Origin of the sequence: Paraburkholderia atlantica (assembly GCF_000092885.1) — a bacterium.
GTDB classification, from domain to species: Bacteria; Pseudomonadota; Gammaproteobacteria; order Burkholderiales; family Burkholderiaceae; genus Paraburkholderia; species Paraburkholderia atlantica.
Window position 1 is genome coordinate 2,675,628 of sequence record NC_014117.1, and the last position, 18,275, is coordinate 2,693,902.

Here is an 18,275-nt window from a genome sequence, read left to right on the forward strand (position 1 = left end):
AGTGTGACCCTGCCGCCTTAGCCCGGCTAGCCGACCGGAATCATCTGGAGCACCACTGCCATGACGCTACTCTCCGTGCTCGATCAAACACCGGTGATCGCCGGCCATTCGGTGGCGGACGCGATCGCCGCGACCGTCGAACTCGCGCAACTCGCCGACGACCTCGGCTACACGCGCTACTGGTGCGCCGAGCACCACGGCCTGCGCGGCGTGTCGAATCCGTGCCCTGAGGTGATGCTGGCGCGCCTCGGCAGCGTGACCAAACGCATTCGCATCGGCTCGGGCGGCATCATGCTGCCGTACTACAGCCCGTTCAAAGTCGCCGAGCAGTTCATGATGCTCGAGGCGCTGTTTCCGAACCGCGTCGATCTCGGCGTCGGACGCGCGCCGGGCGGCGACATGCGCACCGCGCAGGCGGTCGCCGCCGGCGCATACAATCGCGGCGAGCTTTTTCCGCAGCAAGTCGCCGAGCTGATCGGCCTGATGCACGGCGCGCTGCCAGACGATCATCTCGCGCAGGGTGTGCTGCTGCAGCCGCAGATCGAGACGCGCCCGCAACTGTGGATGCTCGGCTCGAGCGAATTCGGCGGTCTGCTCGCGGCGCAGCTCGGCATCCGCTTCTCGTTCGCGCATTTCATCAACGCGCATTTCGGCAAACAGGTCGCGCTGGCGTATCGCGAGCGCTTCCAGCCTGGCAACGAAGCGTCGCAGCCGTATCTGGCTGCTGCCGTCTTCGTGATCTGCGCGGACACCGAGCAGGAAGCCGCGGACCTCGAAAAAGCCGTCGATCTGCGTCGCGTGCAGATGGCGTACGGCCTGAACGAACCGATTCCGTCAATCGAGCAAGGCATCGCGCAGGAATATGGCGAGCGCGAACAGCTCGTGATCGACCGCGAAAAGCCGCGCAGCATCATCGGCACGCCTGAGCGCGTGACCGAGCGGCTCACGGATTTGCAGCAGCAGTTCCAGGCCGACGAGCTGATGGTATTGACCGTCGCGGGCAGCTATCGCGCCCGGCTGCGCTCCTACGAACTGCTCGCCGAGGCGTTCCAGCTCGGCTCGAATCAGGCGGCTTGATCGCAGAGGTTTTGCCAGAGTCCGCCGCGTGCCCCTTCACCACACCCACCCCCACTATCGAACCTGAATGAAACTCGACCTGAAGATTCTCGATCAGCGCATGCGCGAACAGCTCCCCGCTTACGCGACGACCGGTAGCGCCGGCCTCGATCTGCGCGCTTGCCTCGACGAACCGCTGACGCTGAAGCCCGGCGAAACCGCGCTGGTACCGACCGGACTCGCGATCCACGTCGGCGACCCCGGCTATGCGGCGCTGATTCTGCCGCGCTCGGGTCTCGGCCATAAGCATGGGATCGTGCTCGGCAATCTGGTCGGCCTGATCGATTCCGACTACCAGGGCCAACTGATGATTTCGACGTGGAATCGCGGCGAAACGACGTTCGTGCTGAATCCGATGGAACGCCTCGCGCAACTGGTGATCGTGCCGGTCGTGCAGGCCAGGTTCAACATCGTCGAGGACTTCGAGGAAAGCGTGCGCGGCGCGGGCGGGTTTGGCAGCACCGGCAAGCATTGATCGATTGCTGCGACGCGGCGGCTGCGGCGTTCAGCGTACGCCGCCGCGAGCAGAAAATCAGAGCATAAAAAAACGGCGCGGGATAAAACCCGCGCCGTTCTGTTTTTATGTGTCTGGCCAGCTGGACTTCACGCCGGCCTGACTGACATCACTCGACTTCCACCGCCTCCGGATTCGGATTACGCGGCGCCGGATGCTCGTCGAAGGTCAACTGCACCTTGTCGTCGGCATCGACGTCGACCGTTACGCGGCCGCCGTTCATCAGCTTGCCGAACAGCAGCTCGTCGGCGAGCGCGCGACGGATCGTGTCCTGGATCAGGCGTTGCATTGGCCGCGCGCCCATCAGCGGATCGAAACCGTGCTTCGCCAGATGCTTGCGCAGCGCGTCGGTGAACAGCGCATCAACCTTCTTCTCGTGCAGCTGATCTTCCAGTTGCATCAGGAACTTGTCGACCACGCGCATGATGATTTCCTCATCGAGCGCACGGAAGCTGATCGTCGCGTCCAGACGGTTGCGGAACTCCGGCGTGAACATGCGCTTGATGTCGACCATCTCGTCGCCCGCCTCGCGGCGGTTCGTGAAGCCGATCACCGACTTGCCCATCGCCTCGGCGCCCGCGTTCGTCGTCATGATGATGATGACGTTGCGGAAGTCCGCCTTGCGGCCGTTGTTGTCCGTCAGCGTGCCGTGGTCCATCACCTGTAGCAGCACATTGAAGATATCCGGATGCGCCTTCTCGATTTCGTCGAGTAGCAGCACGCAATGCGGCTTTTTCGTGATCGCCTCGGTCAGCAGGCCACCCTGGTCGAAACCAACGTAGCCCGGCGGCGCGCCGATCAGCCGGCTCACCGCGTGACGCTCCATGTATTCCGACATGTCGAAGCGGATCAGCTCGATGCCGAGGGTGAACGCGAGCTGCTTCGCGACCTCGGTCTTGCCGACACCGGTGGGACCCGAGAACAGGAACGCGCCGATCGGCTTGTCGAGCTTGCCGAGGCCCGCGCGCGCCATCTTGATCGCGGCCGACAGTGCGTCGATCGCCGGGTCTTGCCCGAACACGACGCTCTTCAGGTCGCGGTCGAGCGTCTGCAGCTTGCTGCGATCGTCCTGCGACACGCTCTGCGCCGGCACGCGCGCGATCTTCGAGATGATTTCCTCGATCTCGTTCTTGCCGATGGTCTTCTTCTGCTTCGACTTCGGCAGAATGCGTTGCGCCGCGCCCGCTTCGTCGATCACGTCGATCGCCTTGTCCGGCAAATGGCGATCGGTGATGAAGCGGGCCGACAGCTCAGCCGCCGCCGACAGCGCACCCGACGAATACTTGACGCCGTGGTGCTCTTCGAAACGCGACTTCAGTCCGCGCAGGATCGCCACCGTCTGCTCGACGGTCGGCTCGGTCACGTCGACCTTCTGGAAACGACGCGACAGCGCCGCGTCCTTTTCGAAGATGCCGCGATATTCGGTGAAGGTGGTCGCGCCGATGCACTTCAGCGTGCCCGACGAGAGCGCCGGCTTCAGCAGGTTCGACGCATCCAGCGTGCCGCCCGACGCGGCGCCCGCGCCGATCAGGGTATGGATTTCGTCGATGAACAGAATGGCGTGCGGACGCTCCTTCAATTCCTTCAGCACCGTCTTCAGACGCTGCTCGAAGTCGCCGCGATACTTGGTGCCAGCGAGCAACGCGCCCATGTCGAGCGAATACACCTGGGCATCCGCCAGGATGTCCGGCACCTCGCCGCGCGTAATGCGCCATGCGAGCCCTTCGGCGATCGCGGTCTTGCCGACGCCGGCCTCACCGACCAGCAGCGGATTGTTCTTGCGCCGGCGGCAGAGCACCTGCACCACGCGCTCGACTTCCGACTCGCGCCCGATCAGCGGATCGATACGGCCGTCCTTCGCCATCTGGTTCAGGTTCTGCGTGAACTGGGCGAGCGGCGTTTCCTTCTGCGCGGCGGCTTCGTCGGACTCGGCATTCGCGTCGCTTGCTTTCGCGGCGTCGGAGCTGCTGGTCTTGGCGATACCGTGCGAGATGAAATTGACCACGTCCAGACGCGTGACGCCCTGCTGCTGCAGGTAGTACACCGCATGCGAATCCTTCTCGCCGAAGATCGCGACCAGCACGTTCGCGCCGGTCACTTCCTTCTTGCCGTTCGAGGTGGACTGCACATGCATGATCGCGCGCTGGATCACACGCTGGAAACCGAGCGTGGGCTGCGTGTCGACGTCGTCCGTGCCCGGCACGGTCGGCGTGTTGTCATGAATGAAGTTGCGCAGGTTCTGGCGCAGATCCTCGATATTGGCCGCGCATGCGCGCAGTACCTCTGCCGCCGTCGGGTTATCCAACAGCGCGAGCAAAAGATGTTCGACCGTTATGAACTCGTGCCTTGCCTGGCGCGCTTCCATGAACGCCATATGCAGGCTGACTTCCAGTTCCTGGGCAATCATGCTTCCTCCATCACACACTGCAGCGGATGCCCGGCCTGCCGTGCGTGGGTAACGACTTGCTCGACTTTGGTCGACGCGATGTCCCGCGTATAGACCCCACAAACTCCCCTGCCCTCGCGATGCACCTTCAACATGACCTGCGTTGCGGTTTCACGATCCTTATTGAAATATTCCTGCACGATCATCACGACAAATTCCATCGGCGTGAAGTCGTCATTCAGCAGCACCACCTTGTACATGGATGGCGGCTTGAGTTTCTGCTCCTGCCGCTCCAGTACGGTGCCGTCCTGCTTGTCCGGGATAATCGCCATACACCCATTCTAAACAACTAGGACAGGCCCGCAATCCTGTCAAAACCCGGCCGCCTGGCCGATGAGCCCGTTCGCTGCCGCCCGGCGGTCACGACGCTGTCATGATCGGCCGGTCTGTCGCGTTTTCGACGGGCCGATTGCGGTGCCGGCCCCCATCCTGTCATGCACGGTGCGTGCTGCACCGCGGTCGGATCGAGTATCGCACAACCTGCCGGTACTGGCTGCCAGCGCTCGCCGCGCTGGGCGTCGGCGCCGCGGGCACAGTCAGCATGTGAGTCGATTATGCGACTTTTCAAGCCACGCCGCTTGCGCCACCGCACATACGGAAGCGGTAAAAACCCTGGAAAGCGGCCTGTTTGCAACGCGACAACGACGTCTCAAAATTTTCTTGACACTCGAATAAAGAGCCCCAACAATCAAGCTGGCACTTTTTTCACTAAGCCATAATTTCGAAAAAATGCCGATGGTGAGCTTGTGAGGAGGGAACGACTGCCTCGCGTAGTCGTAGCTTTTCGAGGGCTCGTGGTAGTGACATGAGTTACAGGGGAAGTTGGAATGGCAACTGGTACGGTCAAATGGTTTAACGACGCAAAGGGTTTCGGATTTATCACGCCTGACGAGGGCGGTGAGGATCTGTTTGCACACTTCTCGGCCATCCAGATGAATGGCTTCAAGACGCTGAAGGAAGGCCAGAAGGTCACCTTCGAAGTCGTGCAAGGCCCGAAAGGTAAACAGGCATCGAACATTCAGGCACCAGCCTGAAGCGTTTCGATACCCGTCCTTTTTGAAACCCGGCTCCGCGCCGGGTTTCTTTTTTGCGGCGGCTTTCTGTTGCGGCGGATTTTCCCGCCGGAAAATCGCGCGAAAATTCCGGGTAAAAAAATACCCCGGCCGCTCGCTGGCGCCGGGGTTTTTTATGCAAACCGGATAATCCCGGCGCATCAATTACATATTTTCGATCATCACTTGCCCAAATGCGGAGCACGACACCTGGGTCGCACCTTCCATCAGGCGGGCAAAATCGTAAGTCACGCGCTTTTGCAGGATCGATTTTTCCATCGAACTGATTATCAGATCCGCCGCCTCGAACCACCCTAAGTGGCGCAGCATCATTTCCGCTGACAGGATTTCCGAGCCGGGATTCACGTAGTCCTTGCCCGCGTATTTCGGCGCCGTGCCGTGAGTCGCCTCGAACATCGCAACCGAATCCGACATATTCGCGCCCGGCGCGATGCCGATACCGCCGACCTGCGCGGCGAGCGCGTCCGAGATGTAGTCGCCGTTCAGGTTCAGCGTGGCGATCACGTCGTATTCGGCCGGGCGCAGCAGGATCTGCTGCAGGAACGCGTCGGCGATCACGTCCTTCACGACGACGTCGCCGCCGGTCTTCGGATTCCTGACTTTCATCCACGGACCGCCGTCGATCAGTTCCGCGTTGAACTCTTTCTGCGCGAGTGCGTAGCCGTAGTCGCGAAACGCGCCTTCGGTGTACTTCATGATGTTTCCCTTGTGCACCAGCGTCACCGAGCGGCGTTCATTGTCGATCGCATACTGGATCGCCTTGCGCACCAGACGCTCGGTCCCTTCGCGCGACACCGGCTTGATGCCGATGCCCGACGAATCCGGAAAGCGGATCTTCTTCACGCCCATTTCTTCGCGCAGAAACCTGATGATCTTCTTCGCCTGTTCGGACTCGGCCGGCCATTCGATGCCCGCGTAGATGTCTTCCGAGTTCTCGCGGAAGATCACCATGTTGGTCTTCTCGGGCTCGCGCACCGGCGACGGCACGCCCTTGAAATACTGCACCGGGCGCAGGCACACATAGAGGTCCAGTTCCTGACGCAACGCGACGTTCAGCGAGCGGATGCCGCCGCCGACCGGCGTGGTGAGCGGCCCCTTGATAGATACGATGTATTCCTTGACCGCCTGCAGCGTTTCGTCCGGCAGCCATACGTCCGGGCCGTACACCCGGGTCGCCTTCTCGCCCGCGTAGATTTCCATCCAGTGGATTTTCTTTTTGCCGCCGTACGCCTTTTCAACCGCCGCATCCACGACCTTGAGCATGACCGGCGTGATGTCCAGACCGGTGCCGTCGCCTTCGATGTACGGGATGATCGGCTCGTCTGAAACGTTGAGCGAGAAGTCGGCGTTGACGGTGATCTTATCGCCACCTGTCGGAACCTTGATGTGCTGATACGGCATGATCGGACTCCATTGAAAGCCGTGCAAAAGCTGATGGGAGACTGCCAAGAGATGCCCTCGCCACGCAATGCCGCACCGCCGCGAGCGGCCTGGCCGCTATTCTAGCCCACGCCCCAAGCCCGACGCGGCCGCCCCGGGCTGCGTGTTTTCCAACATGGACGGCACCTCGGGCGCGCCACGCTCGTCTATAAGATACAAGAATCTGCCTCCCGATTTATGCATTATCATCGCGCCGTATCGCTCTGCCGTCTCGCTCTCCTATGCGCCTTCTCGCCTTCAACAAGCCATTCGGCACCATCTGTCAATTTTCGCCACATGAGACGCGCGCGTCGCTTGCAGACTGGGTCAAGGTACCGGGTGTCTATCCGGCCGGCCGGCTCGACTCCGATAGCGAAGGCCTGCTGCTGCTCACCGACGACGGCGCGCTGCAGGCGCGCATCGCGGAGCCGCGTCACAAGCTCGTCAAACGCTATTGGGCGCAAGTCGAAGGCGCGCTCGACGACGCCGCGTTGAAAAAGCTCGCACGCGGCGTCGATCTCGGCGACTTCGTGACACGCCCATGTCAGGCGAACTACGTCGAACCGTCCAGCTCACTATGGACGCGCACGCCGCCGATCCGCTATCGCGCGGCGATCCCGACCACGTGGATCGAACTGTCGATCACAGAAGGCAAGAACCGACAGGTGCGTCGCATGACGGCAGCGGTCGGTTTTCCGACGCTGCGACTCGTGCGCGTCGGCATCGGTGCACTTGACATTTTTTCACTCGGACTACAGCCCGGCGAGAGCATCGAGTTGCGAGCGAACGCGCCATGGGATGGTGTCGCCTGAACGTGAATCAGCGTGCACGTGATCACTCGAAACAGGTTTCACGGCTGTGCCAATCAACGCTAACTCGTTGTAGCTACAGGCGAAACAATGCGTGAAACGCAAGCGCGAAGTGCGTGAAACTAATGAGCTCGCGCGAGCCTGCGTGATGCAGTCCGATCGCGTGTGATGACGATAAAAATTTCCGCGCAATTCGCGTCAACCGCCGTACAACTCCATGCGTTATTCGACGCAGATGCCGCCGAAGCTATCCGGCATTCAGCCTTAAAGACCTTTGCATAAGCCGTTTTTGCGCGGCGAGTACGAAAGTCCGAACGCTAGCAGACGCGTCGAAAATTTTGTTCGATGCGGCTGTCAACCGAAAGGTGGATGGCACGTTTACCGACATGACTCTACATTTGCCGGGTCATTTGGTTAATTAACTCAAGCTGAGGATTCACAAAATGAACAAACTGATCGCCGCTCTGGTCGCTGGCCTCTTCGCAACGGCAGCATTCGCACAAGCATCCGCACCGGAAGCAGCTCCGGCAGCTCCGGCAGCAGCTTCGTCGGCAAAGAAGACCACCAAGCACGCTCACAAGAAGTCGCACAAGAAGGCAGCAGCAGCTGCTGCAGCTTCGGCAGCTTCGGAGTAAGTTGCTTGTAAAAACGCAGTAAAGAACTAGCTTCGTTGCCGTTCTTACGGCGTTGTAAGGCAGATCACCGCGAGGCGATCTGCCTTTTTGTTTTTGACGCGCTCGCGTAACATGCGCGAGTTGATTTCAGCAAGGAGTCTTGTCGTGCGATTTTCCATCCGCTCGTCGATGGCGCGTTTCGCCGTCGCCGTTGCACTGCCGCTCGCGGCGCTGTCATTCGCCGCCACCCCGGCTCCCGCCGAGGCGCAGCAGATGCCCTCGGGCGCCAAGCAGCCGAGCGAGTTTCCGCGCGTCAAGCTGACCGCCGGCATGTTCGTGATCGACGCGGCCGTCGCCGCCAACGACGCGGATCGCGAACAGGGTTTGATGTATCGCACGAAGCTCGGGCCGAACGAAGGCATGCTGTTCGTGTTCAACGAGAACGCGGGCCACTGCTTCTGGATGAAGAACACGCTGATTCCGCTGTCGATCGCGTTCATGCGCGCCGACGGCACGATCACCGACATCGACGAAATGCAGGCCGAGACCACCAACAACCACTGCCCGACGCACAACGGCGTGTTCGCGCTGGAAATGCCGAAGGGCTGGTTCACGGCGAAGGGCATCAAGCCGGGCATGCAGATCCAGGGCTTGCCGCCGGTGCCGGGGATCACGCAGTAACGCCTCTCACCGCCGGGCTGCGCGCCTACGCAGCCCTATAAATGGCCACCTGAGCGGTTCCGCAAGCCGCCATCTGGGCAGCCCGACCGCCCCGCCCTGCTGTCCGAGAAAAGCCGGCGCCTCGACCCGAGGCGCCGGCTTTTTTTCGCCCGCGCAGCCCCGCGCGGTCAGCCTTCGCGCCGGCTGGCAGGATTCATGCAAAAGACCAATCGACGCGCTATCCTTGTAATCTCGATTTGGTAACGCCACATACAGCACCACCCAGACTCCCCGGGCGGCTTACGCGGTCGCCCGGCATGCGTTTCAGGCGCGCCATTACAAGGAGATTCACGTGCCCCGCAAGACTCCCATCGAGCGCTACCGGAATATCGGCATCAGCGCTCACATCGATGCCGGCAAAACCACCACCACCGAACGGATTCTGTTCTACACCGGCGTGACCCACAAGATCGGCGAGGTTCACGACGGTGCGGCCACGATGGACTGGATGGAACAGGAGCAGGAGCGCGGCATCACGATCACGTCGGCCGCCACGACAGCGTTCTGGAAAGGCATGGCCGGCAACTATCCCGAGCACCGGATCAACATCATCGACACCCCCGGGCACGTCGACTTCACGATCGAAGTCGAGCGCTCGATGCGCGTGCTCGACGGCGCGTGCATGGTGTACGACTCGGTCGGCGGCGTGCAGCCGCAATCGGAAACCGTGTGGCGCCAGGCGAACAAGTACAAGGTGCCGCGCATCGCGTTCGTCAACAAGATGGACCGCGTCGGCGCGGACTTCTTCCGCGTGCAGCGGCAGATCGGCGAACGCCTGAAGGGCGTCGCCGTGCCGATCCAGATTCCGATCGGCGCGGAAGAGCACTTCCAGGGCGTGGTCGACCTCGTCAAGATGAAGGCGATCTACTGGGACGACGCGAGCCAGGGCATCAAGTTCGAGTATCGCGACATCCCGGCTGAACTCGCCGCAACGGCGAAGGAATGGCACGACAAGATGGTCGAGGCCGCGGCCGAGGCGAACGAGACGCTGCTCGAAAAGTACCTGGGCGGCGAGCATCACCTGACCGAAGAAGAAATCAAGCAAGGCATCCGCGCGCGCACGATCGCCAACGAGATCGTGCCGATGCTGTGCGGCAGCGCGTTCAAGAACAAGGGCGTGCAGGCGATGCTCGACGCGGTGATCGACTATCTGCCGTCGCCGGTCGACGTGCCTGCGATCACCGGTCACGACGAGCACGACAAGGAGATCGAGCGTCATCCTAACGACGACGATCCGTTCTCGGCACTCGCCTTCAAGATCATGACCGACCCGTTCGTCGGCCAGCTGATCTTCTTCCGCGTGTACTCGGGCGTCGTCAATTCGGGCGACACGGTCTACAACGCGGTCAAGGAAAAGAAGGAGCGCCTCGGCCGCATCCTGCAGATGCACGCGAACGAGCGCAAGGAAATCAAGGAGGTCTACGCGGGCGACATCGCCGCGGCCGTCGGCCTGAAGGAAGCGACTACCGGCGACACGCTCTGCGATCCAAACCACGTGATCATCCTCGAAAAGATGATCTTCCCGGACCCGGTGATCTCGCAGGCCGTCGAGCCGAAGACCAAGGCCGACCAGGAGAAGATGGGCATCGCGCTGAATCGTCTCGCGCAGGAAGATCCGTCGTTCCGCGTGCAGACCGATGAAGAATCCGGACAGACGATCATCTCCGGCATGGGCGAGCTGCACCTGGAAATTCTGGTCGACCGGATGAAGCGCGAGTTCGGCGTCGAAGCAACTGTGGGCAAGCCGCAGGTCGCCTATCGCGAGACGGTGCGTAACAAGGTCGAGGACGTCGAAGGCAAGTTCGTCAAGCAGTCGGGCGGCCGCGGCCAGTACGGTCACGCGGTGATCGCGCTCGAACCTTCCGAACAGGGCAAGGGCTACGAGTTCGTCGATGCGATCAAGGGCGGCGTGATTCCGCGAGAATTCATCCCGGCCGTCGACAAGGGCATCCAGGAAACGCTGAAAGCCGGCGTGCTGGCGGGCTATCCGGTCGTCGACGTGAAAGTCACGCTGACCTTCGGTTCGTATCACGACGTCGACTCGAACGAAAACGCGTTCCGCATGGCTGGCTCGATGGCGTTCAAGGAGGCGATGCGCAAGGCGAAGCCCGTGCTGCTCGAACCGATGATGGCCGTCGAGGTGGAAACGCCCGAGGACTTCATGGGCAACGTGATGGGCGACCTGTCGAGCCGTCGCGGCATGGTGCAAGGCATGGAAGACATCGCGGGCGGCGGCGGCAAGCTGGTCCGCGCGGAAGTGCCGCTCGCCGAGATGTTCGGCTACTCGACGTCGCTGCGCTCGGCCACCCAGGGCCGCGCGACTTATACGATGGAGTTCAAGCACTACGCCGAAACGCCGGGCAACGTCGCCGAAGCCGTGATCAACGCGAAGAAGCAATGACGCTGACGCGGCGCTGCCGGGCATCATGAGTCGAAGCCCGCTCCATGTGAGCGGGCTTTTTATTTCGTGGCGCCCGTGGCATGGTCGCGCGACGCAGCCGTTTTTTGAACGTGCCAGAATGTCGACCAGGTACGCGGCACGCAAGCCGAGGAGGAGAGACGATGAGCCAGGATCACGAACATCCGCATTACCGGGCCGAGCACGAAGCCGCCGAAACCGGCGGTCAGGTCGACTGGCGCGAGCACGGCGTGAAGGTCATCCGCGGCGATCAGCTCGATACCAATACCGCACAAACGCCGGGCATGAACCGCGCGGCTGCGATCAACGCCGCGCGCGTCGGCGCGCAGAAGATCTGGGCCGGCACCGTGACGATCCATCCGAACGCGAAGACCGGCGCACATCATCACGGCGCGCTCGAAAGTGTGATCTACGTGGTGCGCGGCCAGGCGCGCATGCGCTGGGGCGAGCATCTGGAATTCACCGCCGAGGCCGGTCCCGGCGATTTCATCTTCGTGCCGCCGTACGTGCCGCATCAGGAGATCAATGCGAGCACCGACGAGCCGCTCGAATGCGTGCTCGTACGCAGCGACAACGAAGCGGTCGTCGTCAATCTGAACATCGACGCGGTCGAGCAGCCGGACACGGTCTACTGGGTCGATCCGATCCACAAGCATCCGCACGATCACTAAGGCGCTCATTTGCCAGCTCATTTGCCAGCTCATTTGCCAGCTCATTTGCCAGCTCATTTGCCAGCTCATTTGCCCGCTCATTCACCTGCTGATCGACCCGCCCGCGCCACATGACGCCTACCGCTTCGCTGCGCCATCGCCTCGTCACGCTCTACGCGGTGCTGATCGCCGCCAACGTCGGCGCGTGGCTGTGGGCGCTGATCGCGTTTCGCCAGTACCCGCTGCTGCTCGGCACCGCGCTGCTCGCGTATGGTTTCGGTCTGCGTCATGCGGTCGACGCCGACCACATCGCGGCGATCGACGCCGTCACGCGCAAGCTGATGCAAACGGGCAGGCGACCGCTCGGCATCGGGCTCGCGTTTTCGCTCGGACACTCGACGATCGTGATCGCGGCGACGATCGGCATCGCGTGGACCACGCATTCGCTGCATGGGCGCTTCGAGAGCCTCAGGGAAGTCGGCGGCGCGCTCGGCACGCTGGTTTCCGCGACGTTCCTGCTGGTGCTCGCGGCGGTCAATCTCGTGATCCTGCGCGATGTGTGGCGCCGCTACCGGCACGCGCAACATGATAGCGTGGCGGCCACCGCGTCAGCCGATCCGCTCGCCCCAGCCGGGCTGCTGTCGCGTGCGTTGCGGCCGCTGTTCCGGCTGGTCACCAAAAGCTGGCACATGTACCCGGTCGGCGTGCTGTTCGGGCTCGGCTTCGATACCGCGACCGAGATCGGCCTGCTCGCGATCGCCGCGTCGCAGGCGAACACCGGCCTGCCGCTCTACTCGATCCTCGTGTTTCCGGCGCTCTTCACGGCCGGCATGACGCTCGTCGATTCGACCGATAACGTGCTGATGGTGCACGCATACGGTTGGGCGATGGACGACCCGAAGCGCAAGCTGTACTACAACGCGAGCATTACGTTCGTGTCGGCGGTGGTCGCGATCGTGATTGGCGGCATCGAGGCGTTGGGACTGTTGTCGGACGGCTTCTGCTGGAGCGGCGGCGTGTCGGATGCGATCGCCCGCATCAACGATCATTTTGGCGCGCTCGGCTATGCGATCGTCGCGGCCTTCATGGCGTGCTGGATCGGCTCGGTACTGTTTCATCGCTGGAGACGGCCGGATGTGGCGGAACGATAAGTCGCCGCTGGCCGCCGTGGCGAGAAATTGCCCAATGCGCCGCAGTTGAATGCGGATACCGAACCCTCACGATGACTATTCGTGAGAGTGATCGAATGATTTTGTGAGGCGTCGTTGTCTTTCAAGCTCGCCATGAAGCTGGCGCCGATGCTGTGTGAACGAGCAAAGGATCTCTCTCATGATGCGCAGTAGCTCCCGGGATTGCGACGAGTCCATCCCTTTTCTCTGGGCGTCCTGAACGCGCCTTTCTTGGAGGCTGATTCGCTGCAGTGCTTCCATGATATGGCGAGCCGCAAGCGCGAGTGTTGACTCTTCCTCAGTCAGGAACGTCACGGAGGCCTCCCGGTTCGATCACCGCAGCAAGCGGCGCGCTTGCTGCCGTTACGAGCATACACCTGGCAACTCGCGGCGGACCGTCTGGCAGGACCATGTCGCGCGGCCATCAGCATGAGCGACATCTTGTGAACGCAGACTACGCGAAGGCACCGCAGGCGCGAGTAATGGGGCGCTGTCGCGGGTTAAGTCACGCAGGGTCGCCAGTTGTGAGCATCAAACTGTAGACCATGGCGCTTGCTTTCGCGCCGGCAACCGTGTCACTGAACAGCCGTGACGACCGGCCGGTACAGAATGGTCTGATGTCGCGCTCGATGACATTATTTTCGATGGCGGCACGCCCGTCGCTTACGTATCGACAGAGATACGTCCACTGGTTTCTCGCGTATGAGATCGCCTTGCCCAGCAGGCTTTCGGGCAAGACCTGCGGCGCCTGTTCGTCCAGCCAGGCTCCAAACGCTTCGAGCAGTGGCACGCTGTGCTGCTGACGCAGCTGGTACGTATAGTCAACCCGTGTTTCGCCTTCGCGCAGATCGGCCTTGGCGAGCGTTTCGACCTGATACAGCGCCTTGAAGTATTTGATCCGGTTGCGTCTGCGGTTGTGGAAGGCGGACACGGCACGCGCAAACGTGTCCAGTTGCATGGACTGCTCGACCAGCGTCACCAGACTGTTGATGCCTGCTCGGAAGTCGACTGGCTCGCGGTGCAGGAACACCCTCAGGTCGGCCTCGAAGCGAAACATCAGTGCAGTCCCAATGCCGCGATCATGGCGCTCACGAGGGCGGCGTCGTGTTCCGAGCATTCAAGCTCCAGCTTCACGCCATTGGGCAACTGGGCCGACAGCCAAGCCGAGGTCGGCGACCGCGAAGACCGATGCGGCGACCGATCTTGTTGCTGCGCGTATACAGCCGGCGTTGAAGCCGGCGCCGGTGCCGGCTTCGCGATCGCGACGACTGGCACAAACGCCGACGCTGAAGCGGTCATGTCGCTGTTGCTCGCGGGCGTTTCCGCCTGCCGGTGCAGCCGAACCTATTTGCGCAACTGGTTGGCGTTCACCCCGGCCTTCAGCGCCAGACCAGACAATGACGCCCCCGGGTTGCTCGCAGGCCGCGACCAGTCGCCGCTTGTCCAGAGGATCGAAGCTGCGCTTGCCGCCTATCCCAACGCGCGTCACGCGCAAAGGCAAAAACGAAAGGTCATCCTGGGTCATGAATTGCGTCCGCAAGTTGTGGTTGCGGACGCAATCGTGGCGCTTGCTGGATGCAAAAGCCGGGTGGCGGAAATTGCGCGCTTACGGAACTATTGCAGACCTTCCCAACCGCGCGAAAGCATATTTCGCAGCAACTTCTAACGCTCCCGGAACGCTTCTCGCGCTTTGAAAATCGGCTTCAGCAGATAGTCAAGGATAGTTTTCTCACCGGTACGGATGTCGACCGTCGCAACCATGCCCGGCAGAATCGGCAAGCTTTTCCCGCCAGCATGCAACTCACTGGTGTCTGTCAGCACAAGCACGCGGTAGTAGGTGGCATCGGCACGACCCGCTGCGGCCTTCTGGTCATCCTTGAGGGTGTCAGGACTGATGTGCTCGACCTTGCCCGTCAGGCCGCCATAAATGCCATAGTCGTAGGCGGTGATCTTCACCGTGGCCGGTTGACCGGGATGCAGAAATGCGACGTCCGAAGGCTTGATATGGGCCTCCACTAGCAACTGATCCTCCAGCGGCACGATTTCCATGATGTGCTCGCCCGGCTGAATGACGCCCCCAATCGTATTGACGCGCACGTTCTTCACCGTGCCATATACCGGTGCCACCACCGTCGTCCGCTCCAGGACATCCGCGCGACCAACCACAGTTTCGCTGGTTTGCGCCAGTTCCAGTTCCAACTTCGTCAGTTCCGAGTTCGCATCGGCCTGAAACTTGTTACGCCGCTCGACGATCTGAGAACGCAAGTCGTTTGCCTGACGACGCATGCGTAAAAGTTCGACTTCGGATACCAACCCCTTGGCCGCAAGCGGCTCCGCCAGACCGATTTCCTTGCCCGAGAGCGAATAGCTCTTTTCCAGCGCAGCCACGCTGTCGTCCAGTGCTCGCCGCCGCGCATTGTATGCGAGCGTCTCCTGCTTCACGACCGCAGGCACGCCTTTCACGTCGTCCGGAAAGGTCAGAGCTTGCCCGTACGCCTCGGCGCGCAAACGCGCAATCGTCGCCTTCAGTCCAACTGATTTCGACCACGCTTCGCGATAGCTCGTCTCTGCTCGCGTTGGATCGATCTTTGCCAACACCTGGCCCTTTTTGACGATATCGCCTTCGCGTACATCCAGTTGCTCGAGAATCCCGCCTTCGAGACTCTGGATAACCTGCTCGCGGCTCTTCGAAATGATGGTTCCGTCGCCGTGCGTAATCTCTTCCACGCGAGCGAAATGCGACCACGTCAAACCGACTGACAGAATCGCGAGAATAACGTAAAGCATGATCACCGAGCCTGGAGTCGACTGCGTAAGCAGCGATTCCTTGATGTCGTTCATGAATGCGGCGTCGCCTGGGGTGAGCTTGGCGTCCTTTGCGCCGCGTCTGCGAATATTGAAGTTCATTGAAATTGCTCCTCGTTCGGCACGCCTGCCCGTGTGTTACCGACTTGCGCCGTAACTGCTGAAACCGGCCTTTGTGCGGCCATGATCTTGATACTCCGAGCGGCCGCATTGGGCGCCACGGGCGTACCGGATGTGTCGGGAGCGGTTGTGGCCACGGTTCCCGGCGAAGTGCGCTGTTGCACGTGCGAGTGCGCTTCACCCTCTCCAGCTGTCTTGGCCTTACCCGACAGCGCGGCGAGAATCTTGTCCTTCGGACCGTCAGCAACGACTTTACCTTCCTCGACAACGACAATCCGGTCAACCAGGGCCAACAAGGACGGCCGATGGGTCACGACAACCAACGCCTGTCCGACCGTTGCACGGGCGAGGTGCTCGAGGAAAACCGCCTCGGTCTGGCTGTCCATCGCACTGGTCGGCTCGTCGAGCAACAGAAGCTGCGGCCGGGCCAGGAGGCTGCGAGCTAACGACACCAGTTGACGCTGGCCGCCGGAGATGCCCAGGCCACCTTCTCCGATCGGAAGGTTGATCCCCTTTGGATGGCGGCTGGCGAAGTGGTCAAGGCCGGTCAGACGCATCACGCGCAAAAACTCGTCAGCGCTCGCTTCGGGCCGGCCGATCATCACGTTTCCGCGCAGGGTGCCGTGAAAGAGACGCGCGTCTTGACCCACGTAACCCACCGCTTTGCGCCAGTCGGCCAGGTCAATCTGCTCGACATCCAGACCGTCCGTGAATACTTGGCCGCCGACCGGTGCATAAAGACGCGCCATCACACGCAGCAGGGTCGATTTACCGCTACCCACGCGTCCCAGTATGGCAACCCGCTCACCCGCCCCGATGGTCAGATTGACGTCCTTGAGAACCGACGGAGTCGGCTGCGTGTCTGGCGCGGGATACGAGAAGCACACGTCCTTCAGCGTGATTTGTCCCGAGAGCAGTGGTTTGGGCAGATAGGTGCGTGACGAATCACGATCGACGGGCATCGCCATCAGGCTATTCAGCGAGTGCAGCGCGGCCTTCGCCTGCTGGAAGCGCAAGGCGAGTCCCATCACCTGGCCTAGCGGCGCGGTAATTCGACCGGCCAGCATCACGGTACCGATTAGCGCACCTTGCGTCAGCTCACCGTCGCCAATCAGGTACACACCGAGCACGACCAGTACCACCGTCTGCAACTGCTGCATCAGAGTGATGAAGCTCATCGCCTTGCTGGAAATCTGGCGAGACTTCATCGACGACGATGCCGCCATCCCGCTGAAGGTCTCCCAACGTTTTTGCATATGGCCTTCACCACCCACCGCCTTGAGTGTTTCCAGACCTTCAATCGACTCGATCAGTACACCTTGCTTGAGCGAGGCTTCCTTGAGATTCTCTTTCATCAGTCGGGCAAGCGGCCACTGCACAAACAGACTCGCCCCGATGATCAACGGAATCATCAGCAACGGCACCCAACCGAGCAAGCCTCCGACCGCGAAAACCACACCTACGAAGACGAACACGAACGGCAGATCGGAAATCGCGGACAGCGTCGCGGAGGCCGCGAAGTCTCGTACTGACTCGAACTCACGCAGTTGGTTCGCGAAGGAACCCGCCGATGTCGGCTTATGCTCCATCCGGATGGAGAGCGCTCGCCGGAATAAAAGCGTGCCCATGATGAGATCCGCTTTCTTCCCGGCGACGTCCAGCAGATGGCTGCGAACATGACGAGAGATCGCTTCAAACAACATCGCAATTCCAACCCCGATCGCGAGTGACCAGAGCGTGACGTAGGCTTGGTTCGGTACCACGCGGTCGTATACGTTCATCGTGAAAAAGACGCTGGCGAGGCCGAGCACATTGATAAGCAATGCGCCAAGCGCCGCACTCGCGTAGTAGCGCCGATAACGCCATAGCGTACCGAGGAGCCAGTGGCCGGCCGGCTCGACGCTGTCCCCTTCGCTCAACTCGACCCTGGCCGTCGGCTTGACCAGAATGGCGTAGCCTGCGTAGATGTCATCCATTTCCTCTTGGGTGTACTCCACCGGCTCGTAGCCGATTTCCGGCACGATCACCTGGTACAAAATGCGGCTTTTGGCCTCCCTGTCTGGATTCGCTCGTCGACCAACTAACACGCAGCCGCCCATGCGGCGATGCAGCAAAATGACCGGCAACACATGCCCCGGCAGCAATTGCAGGTGGCGCTCCACGAGGCCGGCCGTAAGACCCGCATTAGACAGAGCGCCGAGCGCCAGTGACGGCGAAAGCATACCGCTCTTGGGAAGGCCCGCGGTCAGCGCCTCCGCGGTCTTGCCACAACCGTAGCGCTCACAGATCCACATTACGGAACTGAGTAGGCCGTCCTCGTTGGTGAGGGCCTGTGCCGCAGCCTGCACGTCAGGAAAAACGTCTTGAGTCATGATCGGAACCGGTTAGATTGATCGTGGTA

14 protein-coding genes and 3 pseudogenes are annotated in these 18,275 nt (G+C 61.5%); 9 read left to right on the forward strand and 8 right to left on the reverse strand.

Annotation, left to right across the window (positions count from 1 at the left end; all coding sequences use genetic code 11):
- Positions 1–60: 60 nt before the first annotated feature.
- Positions 61–1,077, forward strand: a complete 1,017-nt coding sequence (locus BC1002_RS12015; protein ID WP_013090303.1) for an LLM class flavin-dependent oxidoreductase — start codon at positions 61–63, stop codon at positions 1,075–1,077.
- Between the two features lie 67 nt (positions 1,078–1,144).
- Complete coding sequence (dut, locus tag BC1002_RS12020; RefSeq protein WP_013090304.1) at positions 1,145–1,591, forward strand: dUTP diphosphatase; 447 nt, start codon at positions 1,145–1,147, stop codon at positions 1,589–1,591.
- 148 nt (positions 1,592–1,739) lie between these two features.
- On the opposite strand, the gene clpA is transcribed toward dut, so the two are convergent.
- Both clpA and clpS read right to left on the reverse strand, forming a co-directional pair.
- Positions 1,740–4,037 carry an ATP-dependent Clp protease ATP-binding subunit ClpA gene (clpA, locus tag BC1002_RS12025; RefSeq protein ID WP_013090305.1) on the reverse strand — a complete coding sequence of 766 codons (2,298 nt, stop codon included), beginning with the start codon at positions 4,035–4,037 and terminating at the stop codon, positions 1,740–1,742.
- Positions 4,034–4,348 carry an ATP-dependent Clp protease adapter ClpS gene (clpS, locus tag BC1002_RS12030; protein WP_008919570.1) on the reverse strand — a complete coding sequence of 105 codons (315 nt, stop codon included), beginning with the start codon at positions 4,346–4,348 and terminating at the stop codon, positions 4,034–4,036. The genes clpA and clpS overlap by 4 nt, the downstream gene beginning before the upstream one ends.
- A gap of 555 nt (positions 4,349–4,903) precedes the next feature.
- Between clpS and BC1002_RS12035 the strand changes: the two genes are divergently transcribed.
- Positions 4,904–5,110 (forward strand): cold-shock protein, encoded by a 207-nt coding sequence (locus BC1002_RS12035; RefSeq protein WP_007180614.1) that lies wholly within the window; start codon positions 4,904–4,906, stop codon positions 5,108–5,110.
- A 183-nt stretch (positions 5,111–5,293) separates the two neighbouring features.
- Here the strand turns inward: BC1002_RS12035 and icd are convergent, their stop codons facing one another.
- Positions 5,294–6,550, reverse strand: coding sequence for an NADP-dependent isocitrate dehydrogenase (icd, locus tag BC1002_RS12040; RefSeq protein WP_013090306.1), 1,257 nt, complete (start codon positions 6,548–6,550; stop codon positions 5,294–5,296).
- Positions 6,551–6,810: 260 nt separating this feature from the next.
- Here icd and BC1002_RS12045 point away from each other — a divergent pair, with 260 nt between their 5' ends.
- The 6 genes from BC1002_RS12045 to BC1002_RS12065 all read left to right on the forward strand — a co-directional run bounded on the left by BC1002_RS12045 (position 6,811) and on the right by BC1002_RS12065 (position 12,931).
- On the forward strand, positions 6,811–7,380 hold the full coding sequence (locus BC1002_RS12045; RefSeq protein WP_013090307.1) for a pseudouridine synthase: 570 nt from the start codon (positions 6,811–6,813) through the stop codon (positions 7,378–7,380).
- Between the two features lie 440 nt (positions 7,381–7,820).
- Positions 7,821–8,012, forward strand: coding sequence for a hypothetical protein (locus tag BC1002_RS36250; protein WP_083788686.1), 192 nt, complete (start codon positions 7,821–7,823; stop codon positions 8,010–8,012).
- A gap of 144 nt (positions 8,013–8,156) precedes the next feature.
- On the forward strand, positions 8,157–8,672 hold the full coding sequence (locus tag BC1002_RS12050; RefSeq protein WP_013090308.1) for a DUF192 domain-containing protein: 516 nt from the start codon (positions 8,157–8,159) through the stop codon (positions 8,670–8,672).
- A 331-nt stretch (positions 8,673–9,003) separates the two neighbouring features.
- Positions 9,004–11,112, forward strand: coding sequence for an elongation factor G (gene fusA / locus BC1002_RS12055; protein WP_013090309.1), 2,109 nt, complete (start codon positions 9,004–9,006; stop codon positions 11,110–11,112).
- Between the two features lie 161 nt (positions 11,113–11,273).
- Complete coding sequence (locus BC1002_RS12060; RefSeq protein ID WP_013090310.1) at positions 11,274–11,801, forward strand: cupin domain-containing protein; 528 nt, start codon at positions 11,274–11,276, stop codon at positions 11,799–11,801.
- A 110-nt stretch (positions 11,802–11,911) separates the two neighbouring features.
- Positions 11,912–12,931, forward strand: a complete 1,020-nt coding sequence (locus BC1002_RS12065; protein WP_013090311.1) for a HoxN/HupN/NixA family nickel/cobalt transporter — start codon at positions 11,912–11,914, stop codon at positions 12,929–12,931.
- 541 nt (positions 12,932–13,472) lie between these two features.
- Here the strand turns inward: BC1002_RS12065 and BC1002_RS12075 are convergent.
- The 5 genes and pseudogenes from BC1002_RS12075 to BC1002_RS12090 all read right to left on the reverse strand — a co-directional run.
- Positions 13,473–13,847, reverse strand: a pseudogene (locus BC1002_RS12075) (IS66 family transposase); the annotation flags it as partial.
- Between the two features lie 48 nt (positions 13,848–13,895).
- Positions 13,896–14,066 (reverse strand): annotated as a pseudogene (gene tnpB, locus BC1002_RS38845) (IS66 family insertion sequence element accessory protein TnpB); the annotation flags it as partial.
- Positions 14,006–14,474 (reverse strand): annotated as a pseudogene (gene tnpA, locus BC1002_RS38850) (IS66-like element accessory protein TnpA). The pseudogenes tnpB and tnpA, both read right to left, overlap by 61 nt.
- A 137-nt stretch (positions 14,475–14,611) precedes the next feature.
- Complete coding sequence (locus tag BC1002_RS12085; RefSeq protein ID WP_013090312.1) at positions 14,612–15,856, reverse strand: HlyD family type I secretion periplasmic adaptor subunit; 1,245 nt, start codon at positions 15,854–15,856, stop codon at positions 14,612–14,614.
- Positions 15,853–18,246 carry a type I secretion system permease/ATPase gene (locus BC1002_RS12090; protein WP_013090313.1) on the reverse strand — a complete coding sequence of 798 codons (2,394 nt, stop codon included), beginning with the start codon at positions 18,244–18,246 and terminating at the stop codon, positions 15,853–15,855. Before BC1002_RS12090 ends, BC1002_RS12085 begins: the two co-directional genes overlap by 4 nt.
- Positions 18,247–18,275: the final 29 nt, after the last annotated feature.

What these genes read in the sequence shown, in the direction of transcription:
- BC1002_RS12065 (WP_013090311.1), top strand. Translation starts at nt 11,912, where the DNA reads ATGACGCCTACCGCTTCGCTGCGCCATCGCCTCGTCACGCTCTACGCG.
- BC1002_RS12035 (WP_007180614.1), top strand. Translation starts at nt 4,904, where the DNA reads ATGGCAACTGGTACGGTCAAATGGTTTAACGACGCAAAGGGTTTCGGA.
- BC1002_RS36250 (WP_083788686.1), top strand. Translation starts at nt 7,821, where the DNA reads ATGAACAAACTGATCGCCGCTCTGGTCGCTGGCCTCTTCGCAACGGCA.
- icd (WP_013090306.1), bottom strand. Translation starts at nt 6,550, where the DNA reads ATGCCGTATCAGCACATCAAGGTTCCGACAGGTGGCGATAAGATCACC.
- BC1002_RS12060 (WP_013090310.1), top strand. Translation starts at nt 11,274, where the DNA reads ATGAGCCAGGATCACGAACATCCGCATTACCGGGCCGAGCACGAAGCC.
- clpA (WP_013090305.1), bottom strand. Translation starts at nt 4,037, where the DNA reads ATGATTGCCCAGGAACTGGAAGTCAGCCTGCATATGGCGTTCATGGAA.
- BC1002_RS12085 (WP_013090312.1), bottom strand. Translation starts at nt 15,856, where the DNA reads ATGAACTTCAATATTCGCAGACGCGGCGCAAAGGACGCCAAGCTCACC.
- clpS (WP_008919570.1), bottom strand. Translation starts at nt 4,348, where the DNA reads ATGGCGATTATCCCGGACAAGCAGGACGGCACCGTACTGGAGCGGCAG.
- dut (WP_013090304.1), top strand. Translation starts at nt 1,145, where the DNA reads ATGAAACTCGACCTGAAGATTCTCGATCAGCGCATGCGCGAACAGCTC.
- BC1002_RS12045 (WP_013090307.1), top strand. Translation starts at nt 6,811, where the DNA reads ATGCGCCTTCTCGCCTTCAACAAGCCATTCGGCACCATCTGTCAATTT.
- BC1002_RS12015 (WP_013090303.1), top strand. Translation starts at nt 61, where the DNA reads ATGACGCTACTCTCCGTGCTCGATCAAACACCGGTGATCGCCGGCCAT.
- BC1002_RS12090 (WP_013090313.1), bottom strand. Translation starts at nt 18,246, where the DNA reads ATGACTCAAGACGTTTTTCCTGACGTGCAGGCTGCGGCACAGGCCCTC.